This is a genomic window from Micromonospora sp. NPDC047548 (assembly GCF_040642975.1).
GTDB lineage: Bacteria > Actinomycetota > Actinomycetes > Mycobacteriales > Micromonosporaceae > Micromonospora.
Map to the genome: position 1 here is coordinate 113,688 of NZ_JBEYTI010000014.1, position 20,852 is coordinate 134,539.

At 69.5% G+C, this 20,852-nt stretch carries 14 protein-coding genes; 9 read left to right on the plus strand and 5 right to left on the minus strand.

Annotation, left to right across the window (positions count from 1 at the left end; all coding sequences use genetic code 11):
• Nucleotides 1-305: 305 nt before the first annotated feature.
• The gene (locus ABZ807_RS17135; RefSeq protein ID WP_357158179.1) at nucleotides 306-1,715 is read right to left on the minus strand and encodes an O-antigen ligase family protein; all 1,410 of its coding nucleotides are present in this window, start codon (nucleotides 1,713-1,715) and stop codon (nucleotides 306-308) included.
• On the minus strand, nucleotides 1,712-2,749 hold the full coding sequence (locus ABZ807_RS17140; protein WP_357158182.1) for a hypothetical protein: 1,038 nt from the start codon (nucleotides 2,747-2,749) through the stop codon (nucleotides 1,712-1,714). Before ABZ807_RS17140 ends, ABZ807_RS17135 begins: the two co-directional genes overlap by 4 nt.
• A 477-nt stretch (nucleotides 2,750-3,226) precedes the next feature.
• On the opposite strand from ABZ807_RS17140, the gene ABZ807_RS17145 reads away from it, so the two are divergent.
• From ABZ807_RS17145 to ABZ807_RS17175, 7 genes are all read left to right on the plus strand, one after another.
• Complete coding sequence (locus ABZ807_RS17145; protein WP_357158185.1) at nucleotides 3,227-5,041, plus strand: hypothetical protein; 1,815 nt, start codon at nucleotides 3,227-3,229, stop codon at nucleotides 5,039-5,041.
• 11 nt (nucleotides 5,042-5,052) lie between these two features.
• Nucleotides 5,053-6,111 carry a glycosyltransferase gene (locus ABZ807_RS17150; RefSeq protein WP_357158188.1) on the plus strand — a complete coding sequence of 353 codons (1,059 nt, stop codon included), beginning with the start codon at nucleotides 5,053-5,055 and terminating at the stop codon, nucleotides 6,109-6,111.
• A 168-nt stretch (nucleotides 6,112-6,279) separates the two neighbouring features.
• The gene (locus ABZ807_RS17155) at nucleotides 6,280-7,554 is read left to right on the plus strand and encodes a glycosyltransferase family 4 protein (RefSeq protein WP_357158191.1); all 1,275 of its coding nucleotides are present in this window, start codon (nucleotides 6,280-6,282) and stop codon (nucleotides 7,552-7,554) included.
• Nucleotides 7,551-8,456 carry a glycosyltransferase family 2 protein gene (locus tag ABZ807_RS17160; RefSeq protein ID WP_357158194.1) on the plus strand — a complete coding sequence of 302 codons (906 nt, stop codon included), beginning with the start codon at nucleotides 7,551-7,553 and terminating at the stop codon, nucleotides 8,454-8,456. Before ABZ807_RS17155 ends, ABZ807_RS17160 begins: the two co-directional genes overlap by 4 nt.
• 14 nt (nucleotides 8,457-8,470) lie before the next feature.
• Complete coding sequence (locus tag ABZ807_RS17165; protein ID WP_357158197.1) at nucleotides 8,471-9,139, plus strand: polysaccharide deacetylase family protein; 669 nt, start codon at nucleotides 8,471-8,473, stop codon at nucleotides 9,137-9,139.
• Complete coding sequence (locus ABZ807_RS17170; RefSeq protein WP_357158200.1) at nucleotides 9,130-10,311, plus strand: hypothetical protein; 1,182 nt, start codon at nucleotides 9,130-9,132, stop codon at nucleotides 10,309-10,311. Before ABZ807_RS17165 ends, ABZ807_RS17170 begins: the two co-directional genes overlap by 10 nt.
• On the plus strand, nucleotides 10,308-11,045 hold the full coding sequence (locus tag ABZ807_RS17175; RefSeq protein WP_357158203.1) for a PHP domain-containing protein: 738 nt from the start codon (nucleotides 10,308-10,310) through the stop codon (nucleotides 11,043-11,045). Before ABZ807_RS17170 ends, ABZ807_RS17175 begins: the two co-directional genes overlap by 4 nt.
• 10 nt (nucleotides 11,046-11,055) lie before the next feature.
• Here the strand turns inward: ABZ807_RS17175 and ABZ807_RS17180 are convergent, their stop codons facing one another.
• The gene (locus tag ABZ807_RS17180; protein ID WP_357158206.1) at nucleotides 11,056-11,985 is read right to left on the minus strand and encodes a glycosyltransferase family 2 protein; all 930 of its coding nucleotides are present in this window, start codon (nucleotides 11,983-11,985) and stop codon (nucleotides 11,056-11,058) included.
• 247 nt (nucleotides 11,986-12,232) lie between these two features.
• The gene (locus ABZ807_RS17185; protein WP_357158270.1) at nucleotides 12,233-13,687 is read right to left on the minus strand and encodes a sugar transferase; all 1,455 of its coding nucleotides are present in this window, start codon (nucleotides 13,685-13,687) and stop codon (nucleotides 12,233-12,235) included.
• A gap of 1,128 nt (nucleotides 13,688-14,815) precedes the next feature.
• Between ABZ807_RS17185 and ABZ807_RS17190 the strand changes: the two genes are divergently transcribed.
• Both ABZ807_RS17190 and ABZ807_RS17195 read left to right on the plus strand, forming a co-directional pair.
• A complete protein-coding gene (locus ABZ807_RS17190; protein ID WP_357158209.1) occupies nucleotides 14,816-15,349 on the plus strand; it encodes a M23 family metallopeptidase in 534 nt (177 codons plus the stop codon).
• A 231-nt stretch (nucleotides 15,350-15,580) separates the two neighbouring features.
• Entirely contained in the window at nucleotides 15,581-16,093 is a 513-nt protein-coding gene (locus ABZ807_RS17195) for a winged helix-turn-helix domain-containing protein (RefSeq protein WP_357158212.1), read from the plus strand.
• Nucleotides 16,094-16,192: 99 nt separating this feature from the next.
• Here ABZ807_RS17195 and ABZ807_RS17200 read toward each other — a convergent pair whose 3' ends face one another.
• Complete coding sequence (locus tag ABZ807_RS17200; RefSeq protein ID WP_357158215.1) at nucleotides 16,193-20,605, minus strand: S8 family serine peptidase; 4,413 nt, start codon at nucleotides 20,603-20,605, stop codon at nucleotides 16,193-16,195.
• Nucleotides 20,606-20,852 lie beyond the last annotated feature (247 nt).

Genomic DNA, 20,852 nt, shown 5'->3' on the forward strand with positions numbered 1-20,852 from the left:
TCTCATGATTGAGTCAAGGAGTGAGCCCCAGATATGAACTCATTGACAAGAACTGCCGCGACGGTAGCCGTGCCGGGGACGGCACGACAATTGCTCGTCCACATCGGAACTGGCACCATCCCGGATCGCTGCGGGTCAACCGTTCGGACAGCCTCGCAGTGCGACAGCAACTCTGTACCGGCCACCGTGCTGTTTGCGGTCGGAGCAGCGACGAGGGGCGGTTGGCGCGATCGGTGACGTGCCGGTGGCCAGGAATGGACGAAACTCCTGGTAGCTGGCGGGGTCGACCGCCCTGCGAGGCACCGCTACCGAGGCGCCCGCGGCGCCTGGTTCAGCACCCGATGGACGGTGGAGGTGCGGACGGTGCGGGTCGGGTGGGTGAACCTCCAGACAGCGCCGCAGAACCCGGTGAGCAGGGCGAGCGTGGTGGCGTAGGTGGTGTAGGCGAGGGCGTCATAGGTGGCCGACACCAGAATGCCGATCACCTGCGCGGCGATCAGGGCGACACAGAGATGCCGATCTTCCTCCCGCGTTGACCTTCGCAGCGCGATCCCGGCGAGCGTGATCGCGGTGATGTGCAAGGCAGCGAGCACGACCACGCCAAGGATGCCACCGGTGACCAACGTGTAGAGCCACTGGTTGTCGAGCACAGTCCCCTGGTAGAGGTCAGGCACCAGCGTGCGCGGGCCGCGCCCCAGCCAGGGCCGCTGCGAGAACCAGTGACCGACCAGTTCGTAGTCCTTGGTGCGACCCTCGATGCTCGGATCTTCATCGGCTCCCGAGAACATGTATCTCAACGTGCCGAGCAGTCCTGGCTTGACCACCATGAGGGCAACGGTCATCACGCCGCCCAGAATCAGCAGGTTGTATCGCCACCGCCAGGGCCAGACGGGGATCATCACGATGATCGCTGCGGCGAGCGCCACGATGCCCGTACGCGAGATGGATATCGGAATGGCTGCGGCGCACAGCAGCCCGGCGACGGCCGCCGCGAGGCGATGGCCGCGCGAGGGTGCGAAGCGCACGAAATGGATCGCGAACGGCACCACCATGGCCATGACCGAGCTGAACTCGATGTAGTGCGTCGCGGTACCCGCCACGCGGAACAGGCCGGTGCCCTCACCTCGGTTTTCGAACCCGATGATGTAGCCCTTGATCTCGAGCCCCGGCAGGACCAGGTAGTGCGTGATGTCGAACGTGAAGATCGACTGGAGCAGCGCGCTGACCGCCATGAATCCGGCGCACCAGAGGAGCACCCGCAGGACGCCCTTGAGTCGTTCCCAGTTCGGTATGCCGTCGGCCGCAACCAGGATCACGCCGAGGAACTGGCACAGCGCGAGCATGGCGAAGTCCTGAGCGTTGGCCTCCAAGGTGGGCAGGCCGCGCAGGAGCCCCGCGACATAGGACAGCATCGCCGCCAGCAGGAAGGCCAGGACCGCCCAACGCAGGGGCTGCGGTCCTGTCATGACCAGCAACGGGTTGAGGCGGGTCAACAGCCACCAGCACCAGAGGAGCATCGCCAGCAGCAGGGCTGGCCGCCCCACGTACGTCAGGTTCGGCACGATCAGCCGTGCCGGCAGCAGGTAGAGCAGGCAGATCATGATGCTGAGCAGCGCCGCGACGTCGATGTAGGTGCGTCGACGCCGAGTGGCATAGGTGTGTACGGCGACCAGCGAGGGTTCGAAATCGACCGGGTGCACCGGGGCGGAGGTCACCGCCCCTTGGTCCCCTCGTCGCGCCTGGACCAGCGCGGGTGTGCAAGGGGCAGGACGATGGTGGCGTCGGAAGGGTTCACGCCCGGGCCCTCGGCCACATTGTCATATCTGGCGCTGGCCCGAGGGTCGTGCCCGCGGGACGGTCGGAACCGGTAGTCATCGCTACCGCTGGACCGCCGGCCGGAAGCGGCCCCGATGCCGGCCCGGTCGACATCAGCCGCCGTTGCGGATTCGAACACGCTGCCTACGCCACCACCGTCCCGGGCTGGCCTGCGCGCGCTCGTCGCGGCAGGCCGCTCATCCGAAGCCCCGGAGACTTCCGAGCGCCTCCCGCTGTTCGTGCCCACCGGTGGGGCAGGACCACCTGCCGCGCCTTCGACCTGTCCGGACATCGGCGCGACCGCGCCATCCTCCGCGCCCCGTCGCGCCCGACGGCGGAGTATCGCGTCGATGGCGATCGTGCCTGCTGCGGTGATCAGCAGGCCCAGGGCGCCGGCCACGGCCACCACCCGTTTCACCTTGGAGGTCACGGTCGTGACGTTCTCGCCCTTGTCCAGCGCCAGTGTGGTGATCGAGGCGTCCGGGGTCACACCGTACTGCTGCTGGGATCTGGCGATCTCCTCGTCAAGCAGCTTCATCACGTACTGGACACTCCGGGTCGCCTGCTCCGGGCTGTGGCCCACCGCCTCGATGGAGAACATCGGCGTCTGGTAAGCCATGGTCACCGCGATGTTGCTGGTCAGCCCCTGCGCCTCGAGTTCGTCAAGGACAGCCTTCTCCTGGACCCTGATGATGGCCGCCTGCCCGGTGGCGTTGAAGCCAAGATCGAGCCACGGATTGCGGACCGCCTGCGGCTCCTTTCCCGGCTTGGCCGGGGCGCCGCGCGGCGGTATGAGTTGCAGGTGCCCGCTGGCGCTGTAGTCGGGCTCGACCGAGGAGCTGACCAGCACCGCCGTGCCCAATGACACGACCAGCATCGGCAGTGCGATGTACCACCGCCGAAGCAATAGCTTGGTGAGATCCCAGAGGTCCACGTCGTCCTATCGTTGATCGATCCGCTCGAGCCAGACGAGAGCCCGTCCGCAAAGGGGATCAGCCTGATTGGTGGGACAGTGCGAGGGCTAAGTGTTCTCTCCTGGGTAAAGCCTTGGCAACCCCTGGCGGACACCGCCCGAACAGGCCGCGCGCCGTGCCAGGGGTCGCAAGCGCTCCTGGTCTGGACACTGTCGGACTGCCGACAGTTGACCATTGGGAATTATGCTTCGGCATCGGGTTGGCCGACGCCCTCGGCAACCCGTCTCGCTGGTCACGTAATTTCACCTTCGCGTGCCTTCGCAACCCTCCTGACGGAGACGGGCAATCATCCCAACGGCCAGAACCGGAGGCCGGCCAAGTGCCCGGCGGAAATCAGATCCGCTCGGGTGTCGGCAACGCGTCACCCTGACATTTTGCCAGGGCTCGACGTTTACGGTGGGCCGCATGTGTCTTCGACCCACCGTCGTGTCGCCGCGGTGAGGAGCTTCCTGGCGGTCTCCGTCGCTCCGGGTTCCCCCCGGGCGGTTCGCAGACCCGACGACGTCACGCTCAGCTGCCTGGCCCACGCCACGGTCAGCACAACCCACGCCACCGAGGACGGCTGGGTGGCGTTCGCCGGGACGGACCGCGACGACCAGGCGTCCCACCCGGAGCAGAGCTTCACCGCCCGGCTGACCCGGTCCGTGCGCTCCCGCGCCGCGGATGTCAGCGCTGACACGCTCGCGCGGATGCTCCGTGATCCGGTCGACGGCGCCGGGCTGGCCGAGCTGCTGCCGCCCTTCGCGGCAGCGCACTGGGCAGGTCCCGGTCACCCGATCGTGGCCGCCGTGGACTGGCTCGGCTTTCGACAGCTCTACTGGTGGCAGGGTGACGGCATCGCGGCGCTGTCGACAAGCGCACTCGCGCTCGCCGCGCTGTCCGGGGCCCCGCTGGACATCGCCGCGATAGGGGTGCAGAGCCTGGCCGGCTGGCAGGTCGGCCTGGGGACGGCGTTCCAGGGGATCACCAAACTCGCGCCCGGATGCCTGGTCACGCTCCGGCACGGTCGGGTAGCCGTACGGCCGTACGTCGAGGACATCGGCACCTTCGACGACGAAACGCCACCGCTGGCGGACGTCGTCGACGAGATGGCGGACAGCCTTCGCGGCATCCTGACCGCCTACGTCGAGGATCACCCCGGAACCGTCATTCAGCTGACCGGCGGTCAGGACTCGCGGATCCTGCTCAGCGCCGTGCCACCCCGGCTGCGGTCGGCCCTGCGCGCGATGACGCTCGGCACCGAGGGCGCCGCAGACGTACGGATCGCTGCGCTGCTGAGCGAGAAGTGCGGCATCGAGCATCAGGTGCACTGGCTCGACCGGCAGCCACCGCTCGATCCGTCGGCCGCCCACGCCCTGGCGGTGGGCGCGGCCAGGGATCTCGACTGCGCAGCCAGCCCCATGGCGCTGGCTCCGCTGCTGCTGGCCGAGAGCAACCTCCACCAGGGACATCGTCTCTCCGGACTGGGCGGCGAGGTCGCTCGCGGCTTCTACTACCTCGGGCAGCCTCGCCAGGCCACAGTGTCACCCCGCCTCGTGCACCGCCTGGCCGAGTGGCGGCTGTTCACCAACGAGTCGGTCCCCGCCGACGCCCTCGACCCGGACTTCGCCGCCGCCCGCCAGCACGCAGGCGAGCAGATCAGCGCGGTCTTCGCCGGCTACTCCCGAGACTGGCTACGCGCCACGGACGAGTTCTACCTGTGGCAACGCATGCAGCGGTGGGCCGGGGCGCACGGCAGCCCAGCGGCGGTGACCCGCTTCTTCGTCAACCCCTTGTTCGACCGACGAATCATGCAGCTGGCTCTCGCCACCGCGCCTGACGACAAGCGTGACTCCCGCCTGTCCGGTCGGCTCATGCAGCGTCTCGATCCGCGGCTGGCACGCATTCCGCTCGACTCGGGCCTCGTACCGGCACGGCTGGGACGCGCCGGACCGGCCGCCGCAGTCGCTCGGGCGCGCGTGACCGGCCGTAAGGCCGTCGGCAAGGTACGCCAGCGACTCGGGGGCGTCCGGCGCCCGCAACTCGGTGCCCCCGAGATGGCCGACCTGGTGGTGGCCCACTGGCGGGCCGATCCGGACGCCGTCGCGCCGCTGCGCCGCAGCGGCATTGTCCGCCCCGAGTGGCTGGACGGCCTGCTCGATGGTCGGCACGAGGCGGCGGCCACCACGGTGGCCTTCCTGATGAACATCGCGGTGGCGGCCGGCGTGGCCCAACGCGGGCAGCAGGTCATTGAGGGCACGAGGAGCGCCTGATGCTTCCAGGTATGTCCGGCCGGGTGCGGGGCATTGTCCAGGCCACCAGCCACGCCCGTGACCTGCGAAGCCGGCGGCCGCCGGCGCTCAAGGTCGGGCGGACGCGCGGCCGCACCCCGGTCGTCTACTACCTCACCCCCGACCAGACGTCTCCCCGGGGCGGCGTGCGCACCAACTACCGGCACGTCGACCTGCTCAACTCGATGGGCATCGAGGCAGCTGTCCTGCATACCGCCCGCGGCTTTCGATGCACCTGGTTCGACAACAACACCAGGACGGTCAGCGCCGCCGAGACGCAACTGACCGACGACGACATCCTCGTCGTGCCGGAGTTCTACTCCCCTGGTCTGCACCTGCTTCCGGCCGCCACCAGGACGGTGCTGTTCAACCAGGGCGCCTACCACACCTTCGACTACGCGTCTGACCTCGGCTCGCGGCCAGGCGCTCCGTACACCGAGGTGGCCAACCTGGTGTGCATGCTGACCGTCTCCGACGACAGCGCCGCCCTCCTCGCGTACACCTTTCCGAAAATCCCGGTCCACCAGGCCCGCCCGGTCATCAACCGCAGGCTCTTCCGCCCGCGCCCCGGATCCGACCGGCGGCGGGTCGGCTACGTGCCCCGGCGCCGACCGCTCGAGCGCAAGCAGCTCTTCCACGTGCTGCGGGCGCGCGGCGTCCTGACCGACTGGGAGATGATGCCGATTGAGGGTTACAGCGAAGCCCGCACGGCGGAGATCATGCAGGGCTGCGCGATCTTCCTGAGTTTCAGCGAACGGGAGGGCTTCGGTCTGCCACCCGTGGAGGCGATGGCCAGCGGCTGCTACGTCGTGGGCTTCACCGGACTGGGTGGACGTGAGTATTTCGACCCCGAATACAGCGTGCCGGTCGCGGACAGCGACCTACTGGCCTTCGCGCGCGCGGTGGAAAGCGCTATGGGTCGCTACGACACGGAGCCCGAATATCTGCACAAGGCCGGCCTCATGGCATCGGACAGCGTGCTCGGACGATACCACGAGCAGGGATTGCGCAAAGACCTCCTCTCCGTTTACGGACCGATGTTCGGCAACTGACCGGACGGCCGAGCCGGTTGTCGGACTTCCGACACAGGCCTACACCGCGCGGCCGATTGCCCAGGGCGTTCAATGTCGAGCAGGGTTCATTAAGAGCGTCTTAAGTACGCGCAAGCACGCGCGTTGCACGCTCGCGGCGTACGACAACTGGACGAAGTGGATTGGCTTATGCGGAGCGGCCGGCGCCACATCACAATTCTTATCGCCAACCTGCCCGCCGAACGCGACCGGCGGGTCATCCGAGAATGCCTCACCCTGGAGCAGAATGGCTACGAGGTGACGGTCATCGCTCCGCGGGGCGACAAGAGTCTGAAGTTCCTCCCCGGCAGCCGCAGTACGCGGCTGCGGCCGTACCCTGTCTTCGTTTACGGCTCCGGGGTGCTCTCGTACGCCGCCGAGTTTCTCTGGTCCTTTCTGTGCATCACGGCGCGACTTGTCGGCGAGGTATTGTCCGGCCGCGCGCACGCGGTGCAGGTCTGCAACCCGCCCGACGTCTACTGGCCGCTGGCGCTCTTCATGCGCGCGATCGGCAGGCCCTGGGTCTTCGACCACCACGACCTCTGCCCCGAGATCTACGCGACCCGGTCGGGCGGCAAACCCAACCGCTGGGCCTTCCGGATGTTGGAGCTGTGCGAGTGGTTGACGCTGCGCACGGCGTCGGCTGTCGTCGTCACCAACGAGTCATTCCGGGACAACGCGCTGCGCAAGGGCGTCCCGGCTGACCGCATGACCGTGGTCCGCAACGGTCCGGCCCTGGCCGAGATCGCCTCGGAACAGCAGCGCGACGACGGCCGCCCGGCCGGCGTGCATCGCGTCGTCTACCTCGGGGTCCTCGGCCCGCAGGACAACGTGGAGGGAGCCGTGCTGGCCGCCCAGGAGCTGACGCGGCGGCGGGGCCGCACCGGCTGGCGGCTGACCATCGCCGGCGACGGAGAGAGCATGCCGGCGTTGCGGAAGCTGGTTTCCGAACGGGGCCTGGGCGACGTCGTGGAGTTCGCCGGATGGCTCGACGTGGGAGCTGTCCACGACCTGCTGCGCACCGCCACCGTCGCGATCCAGCCCGACCTGCCGACGCGGATGAACGACCTGTCCACGATGGCCAAGACAGTCGAATACCTCGGCCGCGGGGTGCCGGTGGTCGCGGCGGACCTGACCGAGACCAGGCGTACCGCGGGCGAGGCGGCGGTCTACGTACCCACCGGCACGCCGGTCGAGTTCGCGATCGCCATCGAGGAACTGCTTGCCGACCCCGCGCGTCGGGCCCGCATGCGCGAAGCCGGCCTCGCCCGCTTCGCCGACACCCTCGCCTGGGAGCACCAGGCCGGGCGGTACGTTTCGGTCTGGCACCGGGTGCTGCCCCTGAGCCGGCGCGGTGTGGGGACGCCGCCCACTTCCCGGGCACCCGCTCCGATGCGGGCGGGCGACGCGGCGGGGCGGAAATGACGGAACCCGGTGGCACTGGCAGGACCAGTGTCGTCATCGCGGCGCACAACGAGGAAGCCGTGATCGGCCGATGCCTCGACGCCCTGCTTGCCGATCCCGGTCCGGCCGGCGTCGACATCACCGTGGTGGCCAACGGCTGCACCGACGCGACCGCCGCCGTCGCCGGGAGCCGACCGGGCGTACGGGTGATCGACCGTCCCGAGCAGGGCAAGCCGGGGGCGCTCAACGCGGGCGACGCCGTCGCGGTGGGCTTTCCCCGCGTCTATCTCGACGCCGACATCGTGCTGCCACCCGGCGCGGTGCGCGTCCTCGCCGAGGCGCTCAACCGGCCCGATGACGCCGGCACCGCCCCGCTGGCGGTCGTGCCACGGCGGCAGCTCGACCTCGCCCGGCGACCGCTGCTGGTACGGGCGTACTTCGCCATCAACGCCCGCCTGCCGGCGTACGACCGGGCGCTGTTCGGCAGGGGTGCGATCGTCCTGTCGGCCCGGGGCCGGGCCCGCTTCGCGGGTTTTCCCGACATGATCGCCGATGACCTCTACCTCGACTCGCTGTTCACGTGGGACGAGAGGCGCGAAATCTCCGCCGTGACCGCAACGGTGGCGACCCCACGGCACACCCGCGATCTGGTCCGCCGGCTGGTTCGCGTCCGAGCGGGCAACGCGGCGATGCGGGAGGCCGCCGTGCGCGGCGACGTGCCTGCGGGCGTACGCCGGTCCGCCCGCGCGTCGTGGCTGCGCGACGTGGTGCTGCCGCGCCCGTGGCTCGCTCCCGCAGCCGTGTGCTACGTGGTCATCACCATCGTTGCCGCGCTGCTCGCCTCCGGCCGGCGCGACGCCGGAGCGTGGGCACGCGACGAGTCCAGCCGGCGGGCGACGCACGAAGCGACCGCGGGCCGATAGTCAACAGGAGAACGATGACCAGCGAGAAACTGCTCAACGTGTGCTTTCACGGGGTGGGTGAGCCGCGACGTGAGCTGGAGCCCGGTGAGGACCGCTACTGGGTCAGCGCCGACCGGTTCCACGAACTCCTCGACGAACTCGTGACGTGGCCCGCCGTGCGGATCAGCTTCGACGACGGAAATGCCTCCGACGTCGAGATCGCACTGCCGGCGCTGCTCGAACGGGGCCTCGTGGCGGAGTTCTTCCTGCTCGCCGGCCGGCTTCACACGCCGGGCAGCGTCGACAGCGATGGCGCGCGGGAGTTGCACCGGCACGGCATGCGCATCGGCTCGCACGGTATGTGGCACCGCTCCTGGCGTGGGATGACGCCCCAGGAGCGGCACGACGAGTTCGTTGCCGCCCGCGACGCGTTGGCCAAGGCGGCAGACCATCCGGTCGACATCGTCGCCTGCCCACTCGGGCGGTACGACCGGCAGGTGCTCGCGGCACTGCGCGGCAACGGCTATCACCGGGTCTACACCAGCGACCGGCGGGCGCCCCGCCCCGACGCCTGGCTGCAGCCGCGCTTCAGCGTGCACCGCCACGACACTCCGCAGTCGCTGCGCACCGAGGTGCTGGCCAGGCCGTCCCTTTCCGTCCGAGCGCGCGCGACCGCCGTGGGAGCGGTGAAGCGGTGGCGGTGAGCGACCGCCCCCGCGTCCTGATCGGCTTCGCCGAGTCGCTGGCCGCGATCGAATCGGCCTGGTGCCTGCGCGACGCCGGCTTCGACGTGGTGGCGTTCAGCCGTGCCGGGCGCCGGCCGCCGCTGGCCTCGGCCCGTTCCGTCCGGGTGCTGCCGGTGCCCGCGCCGGAGACCGACGTGGCCGCCAGCGTCGCGGCCATCGAGGCGCTCGTCGCGTCCGAGCGACCAGTTGCCGTGCTGCCGCTCGATGACGCCGCGTTGCTGCTGTGCGACCGGCTGGCGACCACGGTTCCCCTGGCCGCTCCCACGGGTGCCCAGGTGCTGCTCGCGCTCGACAAGCGCGAGCAGGTCGAGCTCGCCGAGAAGGCCGGCTTCGCCGTGCCGCGAACCACGCTGGCCCATGCGGGTTCGTCCGGCGAGCCGCCACCCGGCGATGGACCGTGGATGGTCAAGTGCGCCCTGGCGGCGGTGGAACGCGACGGCCGCCTGTCCCGTCCTGCGGGGGCGGTCGCGGCACGGCCGGACGAGGTGAGGACGATCGCCGACCGGCTGGGCGCCCCGGCACTGGTGCAGCCGCTGCTCGACGGGGTTGGTGAAGGACTCTTCGGGTTCGCCGCCGGCGGTGACATCCTCGCGTTGTCGGCGCACCGGCGGGTGCGGATGATGAACCCTCGCGGCTCCGGGTCGAGCGCCTGCCGGTCGGTCGACGTCGATCCCGAGGTGGTCGCTGCGGTCCGACGGTTCCTGACCGGGGCCGGCTGGCACGGCATCTTCATGATCGAGCTCCTGAGAGACCGGGCCGGCCGACCCTGGTTCATCGAACTCAACGGGCGCGCGTGGGGAAGCATGGCGCTCGCCCGGCGCCGCGGCCTGCCGTACCCGGAATGGGCCGTGCGCGCCGCCCTCGACCCCGACTGGCGGCCGCCACCCCCGCCCGATGCGCCCCACCTGGTCTGCCGGCACCTCGGCCGGGAGATGGTCCATCTGCTGGCCGTCCTGCGCGGAGCTCGTGGCGCGGACGCCGGACGGTGGCCGTCGCGCGGCGCCACGCTTCGCGACATGCTGCGACCCGCCCGCGACACCCGGTGGTACCACGCCCGTCGGGGCGAATCGGTGGTCCTCGCCCGGGACACCTGGGCGACGGTGACGGCGCAGGTGAGGAGGCGGGTGTGAGAACGGTACGCGCAGCGGCGCACGTGCACTCCGAATGGTCCGACGACGCCTCGTGGACCCTGCCCGACATCGCTGCGGCCTTCGGCCAGCGCGGCTACCAGGTGGTGCTGCTCTCCGACCACAGCCGTGAGTTCCAGCCTGCGCGGCTCGACGAATATCGGGCGGCCTGCGCCGCCGCAAGCACCCCGGAGGTCCTGCTGGTCCCCGGGATCGAGTACAACGACCCGGACAACCTGATCCACGTACCGGTCTGGGGCGATGTGCCGTTCTACGGCCATACACCCGACATCACCGAACTGCTCGGCAAGGTCAGCGCCGACGGGGGCATCGCTGTGCTGGCCCACCCGTCGCGCCGCGCGGCCTGGCGTCGCTACGATCCGGCGTGGACTCCACACCTCGTCGCCCTGGAGATATGGAACCGTAAGTACAACGGGATCGCCCCCGACCCGCACGCCGCCGCCCTGGCCCGACGGGAGGGGCTGCGAGAGTTCGTCGCCATCGACTTCCACACCCGCCGCCAGTTCTTCCCGCTCGCCATGGCCCTGCAACTCGAGGGCGATGTGCTCGACCGTGACGCCGTGCACCGCACGCTGCGTGCCGGTCGATTCGAGCCGATGGTGGGTGAGCGGCCAGTGCGACGAGTCCTCAACGGCCCCGCGGCGCGGGTACTCGCGGTGGCGGAGAGGGCGCGTCGGACCGCTGCTCCGGTGTTGCGAGGTCTGCGCCGCACCTGATCCTCCGGCGTCAGGCCGGCAGGCCCCACGTCGGGCCCGGCGCCTCCCGCAGCCGGCGCGGGCTGAGCAGGGCGGCCGCGGCGGCTCTGCTCGGCCTGTTGCCCCGCAGCGCCCGCGACGACTCCCGCAGGACGAGCGCCGCCCAGTACGCCAGGGTGGCCACGATCCCGTGGCGGCGGCGGTAGAGGCGCACGCGGTTGACGGTGAGGAGCGCCCAAAGCCGGGGTGAGACCTTGGATTCACCCTCAAGGTGTACGGCGAGTGCGTCAGGAGCGAGCCGCGTCGCGAAACCCGCGTCACGAGCGCGCAGTGCGAAATCGGTCTCCTCCGAATAGAGGAAGAACGACTCGTCCCACGGTGCGATGCGCTGCCAGCAGGCGGCGCTCACCAGCATCGCCGAGCCGGCGGCCCAGTCCGCCGTCGACTCCTCGGCGTAGTACCTGTCGCCGACGACAACCTCGCCGAGAACCGGATGCCGACCGGCTCGCCGGGCACCCAGCAGCGCGTCGCCGAGGGCGCGCAGCACGGACGGCTCCCGACGCAGCACGGGGATCGCCGAGCCGTCGCCGCGCTCCAGGCGTGGCACCACGATGCCGGCGTCGCAGCGCCGCAGGACCGACACCAGCTTCCTTCCGCACCCGGGGGCGAGGCGGATGTCGGGGTTGATCACGAGGACGGCCGTGTGCGGGTCGGCCACGGCCACGGCGGCGTTGATGCCGGCCGAGTAGCCGCCGTTGCTTCCCATCTGGACGATCCGGGCGGCCGGCGCCAGCCGGCGCAGGGTTTCGACAGTGCCGTCACCCGAGGCGTTGTCCGCGACGGTCAGGTGCCAGGACATGCCCTCGAGGCCGGGGCCGAGCGAGGCGATCAGGTCGGGAAGAAGTCGTTCGCTGTTGTAGGTGACGACGACGACGGCGACCGTCTCTTCGATGCTGCTCAACCCTGCTCCCGGCCTCGAAATGAAGGGGCTGCGCTGGTCGGCGGCCGCGCCCCCAATCCTGCTTGCCTGCTCCGCGCGTCGGTACCGCCGGACGGGCACCGGGAGTGTCCGTTTCCCGTCGCACATGTCCTGTCTCGCCGGCGGCATCGACCGGTTCGACGAACCCGGTGTCCATGGCTTCCTCCACCGGATCTGGACCTGCCGCCAGCGGTCGCGACACGTGCTGGGAGGACAGAAGCGGGCGCTGTCAGTACGCTCCGGAACTTCGGATGACGGCGCTCAGCGTGCGGACCAGGATCGCGAGGTCCATTGTCAGCGACCAGTTCTCCACGTACGACAGGTCCAGGCGGATGGACTCCTCCCAGGACAGGTCGGACCGGCCGGAGACCTGCCACAGCCCCGTCAGGCCGGGCTTGACCACCAGGCGCCGACGCATGTCCGACGGGTAGCCGGAGACCTCACGGGGCAGCGGCGGCCGCGGTCCCACCAGTGACATGTCGCCCTTGAGCACATTGACAAGCTGCGGGATCTCGTCCAGCGACAGCCGGCGCAGCCAGCGCCCGACCGGGGTCACCCGCGGATCGTCACGCATCTTGAACAGCTCGCCGTCGGTCTCGTTGCGCTCGAGCAGATCCGCGAGACGATCTTCGGCGTCCACGTACATCGTCCGGAACTTGTAGATGACGAACAGCTGGCCATTCTTACCCACCCGCTCCTGGCGGAAGATCACCGGACCGCCGGCGCCCGGGCTCGTCCTGACCAGTAGGGCGATCGCCATCAGCACCGGGGCGCCGACAATCAGCAGCAGGAGTGCCGAGACCCGGTCGAAGACGGCCTTGACGAACCGCCGGCCGCCCTTGAGACGAGGGTGCTCGACGTGCAGCATCGGCAGCCCGTCGACTGGGCGAACGGTGGTGCGATCGCCGGCCACGTCGACGAGGGTGCTCGCCACGATGAGATCGATGTCGTCACCTTCCAGCTGCCAGGCAAGCCGGCGCAGGGCGGCACCGGCGATCTCCGGGCAGGAGAGCACCACGACCGTGTCAGCGCTGACGCGCGCGACGGCGGGCGCCACGTCCTCGAACGTGCCGAGGACCGGCGGCAGGGAGCCAGCCTCGCTTCGCTCCAGCGGGTCGACCGCGCCGTTCGGCAGGCAGGCGCCGACTACTCCGAGTCCGTGGTACCGCTCACGGCGCAACCTCTTCGTCATCTCGGCGACGGCCACTTCGTGCCCGACCAGAATCACCCGGTGCAGCCGTTCACCGCGTGCCCACGAGCGGTGCAGGCGCTGCCGGACAAGATATCGCAGCACGATGCCGGCAACGATGACCAGCGGCATCGCGATGATCACATAGCCTCGGGCAATCCGGATATCCAAGGCAAAGGAAACAGCGGCCAAGGTGGCGGTAAGGGCGAGGCCGGATCGAAACACCCGCGCGTACTCATCATTCCCGACGAAAAGGTGACGTGATTCGTACGCTCGGTTGAGGGTGAGGGCGACCAGCCAGGCCAACGGCAGCGCAATGGTGACCCAGAGATGGTAACGGTTGTACGGCTCGGCCGTCGCCGGGCCGAATCGGAGGCCCAGGGCCGCGATCGCCGACGCCAGTCCAACCAGAACGTCAACGAGACACAGCGCGACGATGTAACGGAACTGCCACCCGCTCCGCGTCGTCCCAGCCGAATCCGGGGGTCCCGCCATCGAGGTGTTCAGCGTTTGGAGTTGCGCGTCAGTAACGTCGATTACCGGTGCCATTTCCACCGAGTGAACGCCCCCTCCCATTGCCCCCGCCACCTGGCCAGCCGCCTTGCAGGTATGACTTCCGGATCGAGATCGTGCGGGCACGCGTCGCTTGGCACATCCAGGAACCAGTGCCGCCCACGAAGCGTCCGGGAAACCCGCCTGGGCTAGAGAATGCTCAATCCGGACCCGCGCCGCCAGAGCCATTCTCCGGTTTCCGGGGCCAGAGTCTCATTACCGACAACGGAAACGGCGCAGGCTGGCCGAACGACGTCCGACCCGACCATGAGCAATGGTCCAAACAGTGGCTGCAGAATACCCGCGAGGGTTGTCCGCCCGACCTGCGCAGGCGTTGGAAGGTGCCCGTACGGGCCGGGCGAAAAGCCGACCAGGCAGGCGGCGGTCTGTCCCACGGCACAGCCGTGGTGGACGGTCAGGCCAGTCGTCCGCCCGGCACAAACCGATCGGTCAGTCAGCACCCGCTGCTTGCAGTAGCCATGGTGGCGGCGGCGCCGGCCGCAAGATCGTTCGTTGCCGGCGGCAATGGGTGTAACCAGATCGGGAGCAGCGGGTCGTCGCCGGGTCGGGTCGAGCACTGACGCAAATTCGGACCGGCCGGCTTACGGGGTGGGAATGTGGGCACCGCTTGCCGCGCCGGCGGGCCGAGCCGGGTCGGTGTGCGGCGTCCCCTCGTACCGTCGTCGGCGACCTCGGTGACCTGCATCTGGGCACTGCCGCAGCGGCGCCGCGGATCACGATCGCCGGGCGGGTCCGCCCGGGTGCGCCGGCGGGCACACTGGTCCGCAACCGGGGTCAGTGTCACCGGCGCCGCCCGCGTCCACCCGCCGACCCCTGGCACGTCACCGCAGGTGGACGTCCCGGCCCCGCCCGGCAACGGCGGGTCGTTGGTGGGCCCAGGATCCGCCCCTCGCTCATCGCCGGCGACCCCGGCGCCGACCTCTATCCGCAGCCGCCGGTGAACGCCGCGGCACGCCACAGGCCCGCCAGATCGCCGCGCTCGGCGACGTCCAGCACCGGATCCAGTACCTGGAGAACATCCTCGCGCGGACCCGCGACGACCGCACCAGAGTGCAGCGCGGCCCGGATCCGGGGCTGCAACTGCTCACCGCCCTGACCGCCGGCGGGGATGCGGACGCCGCATCGCCCTTCGCCGTGGCGGATTCCGCGGACGTCGTGGACACCCCCACCGGGCGCGCCGTCGCCCTCTCCGGCGCGATCACCTCCGGCCAGGCCGAACTGGTCCGCCGCCAGCAGGAGGAGGCGCGGCTCCGGCAGGAGGTCAACCGTCGGGTACGCGCCGTGCCGGGACCGGCCCGCAGCGTCGCCACGGTCGGTCGGGGCCGGCTCGGCCGTCCACTGTCCGGCGCCGGCTGGTACGGCGGCTATGGCAACTACACCTGTATCGACCACGGCAGGCCGGACGGGCAGCGACTGTCCACGTGCTACGGCCACCAGTCCAGGCTGCGGGTGTCGCCCGGTCAGCGGGTCCGCGCCGGCCAGGTGGTCGGACTGGTCGGATCGACCGGCGCCTCCACCGGTCCGCACCTGCACTTCGAGGCACGTCTCGGCGACAGTCCAGTCGACCCGCTGCCCTGGATCTGAGCCACGCCGCCCTCCGGCATGACCATCGAAGGTCAACGATCAGGCCAGCCGGGTCAAAACAGCGGACGCCAGGCGCGAATGATCAAGGCTGACCGCTCATTACGGACACCCACGTGCGGCTAGCAATTTTTAATCGAACTGAGATAAGACACCACTAGGGTCAGGGCATTGATTGATCGGCGTCATGGGGGAAATGCACCGGAGTGGGTGGGGAACCGGAAGGGGTGGGGGATGAGGGGGATCCCGTTCGCGTCCTTGGTCATCGGCATTGCTTCATCGCCGGCCGAACGCCGACAGCTCGCACAGCTGCTCGGCGGCACCGAGGCGTTCCTGATCGTCTCGAGCGTCGATCAGGCGCGGGAGATCCTCGAGGTGGCCGAGACGCCCCGCGCCGGGACGGTGGCGCCCGTCCAGACCGTGATCGCCGAGGTGGTGCAGGACATCGCTACGCCACCACCACCCGAACTCAGGGTCGATTCGGATCGACGGGTGCTGCGCTGGCTGGACCGCGAGATCGAGCTGACCCGGCTGGAGCACGATTTCCTGCTGTGCCTGGTCGGCGCGCCCGGACACGTCTGGACCTTCGAGCGGCTCCATCTGGAGGTGTGGGGCAACGAGCACCTCGGTCGCGGCTCCGACATGCACTCTGTGGTGCGGAGGCTACGGCGCAAGCTCGCCCGGCTGGACGCCTCGGCGACGATCCACGCGGTCCGTGGGGTCGGCTTCCGCCTCACCCCGGCCTGACCATTACGCGCCGCCAAGGTCGCGGCTCACACCCCTTCGAACCCGGTCCGGCCCGCCTGGTTGGACACCAGGCGGGCCGGATCTGTCACGGGTCAGTTGTCAGCAGCGGACCGGGGACAGCGCGAAGTCCTCCACCCTCGGGGTGCTGCTGATCGTCGTCTGACGGTTCTGGGGCTTCCAGCCGTCCTTGGCGACGATCATCTTCAACGGGTTGTGCTTGCGGTCCAGCCAGTAGGCGTACTTGCCCTGGGCATCGGTGGTGAATGTCCACGAGGCCGCCTTCGAGTCGACCTGGACGGTCGCACCCTGAAGCGGTGAGCTGACACCCTGGCAGCTCGTCCCGGTGACCGTACCCATCAGCTTGCCCCAGGTGGTCGGAGGAGTCACGTTCATGGTCACCGTCACCGGCTGCACCGTGTACGGCGTGTTCTCCTTGATCGCGATCGAACCGGAGTAGGTGCCCGGCTGGTCGACGTTCGCCGTCATCCCGACGGTGACCGTGACCTTCTCACCCGGCGCCAGCGTGGCCGACGTCTTGTCGATCGTCATCCAGCTGACGTCCGCCGGGCCCTCGGCACACTCCTCGAACCCGGGCAGCGCCTCACTGTCCGGCGTGGCGGTGAAGCCACCGGACGAGCCGCCGACCTTGTAGAAGCCGCACGCCGCGCCACCGCGGTACCGGGCGGTGTTGGCGTTCGGCAGGTTGGACCACGCGTTGGTGGCCGGGTCGTAGGAGAAGCCGGCGTTGGTGACGGCTCCGCCCTGCACACCGCCGACGACCAGGAACTTGCCGTTCGCGACCGCGAACGAGCTGGCCCAGCTGTCGACCGGGGCGTCGGCGATGGCGGTCCAGGCGTTGGCGCCCGGGTCGAAGGCGTAGCTGGCCTTCAGAGCGGCGGACCCGTCGTTACCACCGACGCAGTAGACGACGCCGTCGATCCCGCCGCAGGAGGCGAACGCCACCGACTTCGGATAGTTGGGCAACGTCTCCCACGTGTTGCTGCCCGGGTCGTACCGGACAACGGAGTTCGACATCGGCGTACAGGACGACGTGGTGCAACCGCCGATGGCATACAGCTTGCCGTCGACGACCGCCTGCCCGGCCGCGGAGCGCGGCACCGGGTTGTTGGCCACCTTCGTCCAGGTGTTGGCCGCCGGGTCGTAGGACCAGGTGGTGCCGTCGGGACCGGCCGCCGCCCAGCCGCCGGTCGCGATGATCTTCCCGTCCACGACGCCCACCGTCATGGCGTTACGCGCACCGGGGAGATCGGCGATCGACGTCCAGGTCTGCCCGATCGGGTCGTAGACGTAGTTCTTCGCCGAGGACGCCGATCCGTCGCCGCCGGCGATCGAATACACCTTGCCGTCGAGATTCACCACCCGGTTGTCCATCACGTTCGCCGGGTAGGCCGCGATGTCCGTCCACGGCGCGGCCTGCGGGCCGGTCGCGGCGGTGGTCGCCTTGGTGTCCTTGCCGGACGCCTGGGCGGCGAACGACGTCGGGACGTTGAGCCGCTGCTCGGGTGCGCCGTCGGCGGCGAGCATCTCCTGCTTGCTCAGCCGGGACCCGTCGGCCCGGAGGAGCTCGAAGCCGCCGTCCCGCTCACTGAACTGGACGTCGACCGGCGCGGCACCGGTGTTGGTCACGGTGAAGGTCTTGTCGACCTTCCCACTGGGCATCTGGACCGTCCCGCTCACGTCGGTCGGCTGGATGGACAGCCGCCCGGCGCCGAGTTGGAAGGTCGCGGACGTCGCCCCGTTCTTCTGGACGTCGACGTCCTTGCTGTGGCTGACGTAGCTGCCGGCCTTCGCGGTGAACTTGTGCGACCCGGTCAACGACGAGAACATCCAGAAGAAGCCGTCCGGCAGGTCGGTGTCGTCCGGAGTCGCGGCGGTGGTGGCCTTCTCGGCCGTCCGGTCGTCGCTGGTGACGGTGGCACCGTTGACGTAGCTGTCGTCGTTCTTGTCCTGCACGTGGCCGAGCACCAGGCCACCGTCGATCGGCTGGCAGCTGACCTGGCTGCCGATCAGCACGTTGTCGACCTGCCACCACCATGCCCACGCGGCGTCGTAGTAGTGGAACCGGACCCTGGCCTGCGCGTTGCCGGCCGCCTGCGGGATCTTGACCTCGGTGACCAGCGGTCCCCGGGCGCTGGCCGACTGCCGGAGCACGTTGGTCCAGGTGGTGCCGCCATCGAGGCTGAGGTCGACATCCGCCTTGTTGGAGCCCAGCTGCCGGAAGTCCTGGTTGAACCGGATCACCGGGGCCGCGACCGCGGTCAGGTCGACGACCGGGCTGACGAGCGAGCTGTCCTGCCGATTGCCGCTGCCGTACTTGTCGCTGTCGAGCACCGCGAGGTTGCCGGTGCCGCCGGTCAGGTTGCCGCGGTTGCCGGGGTCGGTGAACTGCCAGACCTGGCCGTTACCGAGACCGTCCGCCACGGACCAGCCCGACGGCACGGTGGTGCCGTCGAAGGTCTCGTACACGCCGTCGGAGCCGTTGCGGTATCCGGGCGCCGTGGTGCAGGCCTTGGAGTCCACCGGCACAGCGACGTCCTGGGTGACGTTGCTCGAGCCGACCACGACCTCCTTGGTCACCTTCTGGTAGCCCGGGTACTGCGGCTCGACCTTCACGCTGTACGTCGACCCGCTCGGGAGCGTGAAGCTGTAGTGACCGTCGGCGGGCGTGGTGTAGTCGGACACTCCCGACGCGCCCTCGACGCTCACCTTCGCGTAGAGCGGCCAGCCGTGTCCGGAGCCATCAGTGACCGACCCGCTGACGGTGACGCTCGGTACCGCCGCCAGCGCGATGTTGGTCGTCGTGGTCGTGTCCTTGGTGATCGTCGCCGACACCGTCTTGCTCTCGTAGCCGAACGCCGACACGGCGACCTGGTACTCGCCGGCCGGAAGCAGCGACGAGTACTTGCCGTCGCTCCCGGTGGTCAGCTGGCGAGCCGCCGGACCGGTCAGGGCCACCGCGGCACCGCCAATCGCCCTACCGGTGCTCGCGTCCGTGATCGTGCCGGCCAGGGTGCCGGTGTCGCCGATCGGGGCGGCGTTGAGCAGCGCAAGGGCGTCCAGCCGGCCCTCACCGTAGACGTTGTTGTTCGCCGCGGTGCCACCGCACTGGAGGTCTTCCTTGTCGACCGCTGTGGTGTTCAGCAGCGCGCGGGTCGCGTTGATGTCACCGACCAGCGCCGGCGCCGCCGACCACAGCAGCGCGACCGCGCCCGCCAGGTGCGGGGAGGCCATCGAGGTGCCGTTGAAGCTGGAGTAGCCGCTGCCCGGAACACTCGACCGGACGTTCACGCCGGGGGCCGAGATGTTCGGCTTGATCGCGCCGTCCTGCCCGGAACCGCGGGAGGAGAAGCTGGCGATGTTGTTGTTGATGTCGTAGGCGCCAGCGGAGTAGTTGCTGATCCGGCTGCCCGGGGAGCCGCTGGTCTGGCAGCCCGGAGCGTTGTTGCCGTTGGACCAGGCTCCGAAGATGCCCGACGCGGCCCAGGCGAGGGTCACGTCCTCCATGAACGGGGCGTTGGAGGGCTGCTGAGTTCCCCACGAGTTGTTGATGATGTTCGGCCGCTTGCTCGCGTCCGGGTTCTGACCGTTGAGATCCCGAGGCTGCAGCATCCACTGCCCGGAGGAGATCAGCGCGGCGTCGCTGGGGCAGCAGCCGTTCGCCGCGATCCACTTGACCGCGGGCGCAACGCCGATCTGGTTCGCGCCGTCGGAGCCGGCCATCGTGCCCATCGTGTGCGTACCGTGGCCGTTGCCGTCACAGGGCGCGGCGGCGCAGGTCCCAGCGGCGTTGAACCAGTTGTAGTTGTGGTCGAACGTGCCGTCGCCGTTGTTGCCGCGGTAGGAGTTCACCAGCGCCGGGTGGTCGAACTGGACCCCGGTGTCGATGTTCGCCACCGTGATGCCCGCACCCTTGACACCGTACTGGGACCAGACATCGTCGGCGTTGATGTTCGCGATGCCCCACTCAAGAGCGTTTACGGTCTTCTCGTTGGCGCCCTCGGTGACCTCGGGCACCTTGTACTCCACCGGGGCGTACAGGCCGTCGACCTCGGCGTGGGCGGCGAAGTTCTGCACCATCGACGACGAGCCGCCGCTGACCTTGATGGCGTTGGTCGCCCAGAACGTCTGGTACTTCACGCCCGAGCTGTCGAGCTCAGCCCGGATCTTGGTCTGGCTCGCGGCGGCGGTCTTCTGCAACGCCTCGGCGACCGCGCTGCCCCGCTTCGTCCAGTCCTTGATCGCACTGGCCTGGCTCAGGTCCGCCCGGTCCTTGAAGTGGATCCAGAAGTCGCCCTCGTTCTTGGCCTGGAGTTGCTTCGCGAGGTCCGGCCGAATCTTGTCCGACGGGGACGGTGCACCCGCTTTCGCCTCGGTCAACGCGGCCTGTGCGCCTGAACCGGTCGTGGCCAGAGCTGTCGCGGCGAGAATCATCGCCGCGCCGGCGCTCACCAGAGATCTGGCGGTGCGCCACCTGTGTGGATGTCTCAGCATCGGTGCTGCCTCCCTCAGAACGACCCAGAGTTGGTCGAGTCATGACGAGGGGCGCAGGAGAGCCGGCTCCCTTGTAGACGAGCCGGATCGGACGAACCCTCCATGCCCCAGACACCGAGCGGGTTACGCCGGATGCCCGTCTGGACACTATGATCTAGAGGAAAGGACGATCAAGAACACCACGTGAGCAAACTGTCACTAACGGTTGACTGGTTCAGGGCGCGTCTGCCAATTATTGTCACGATCA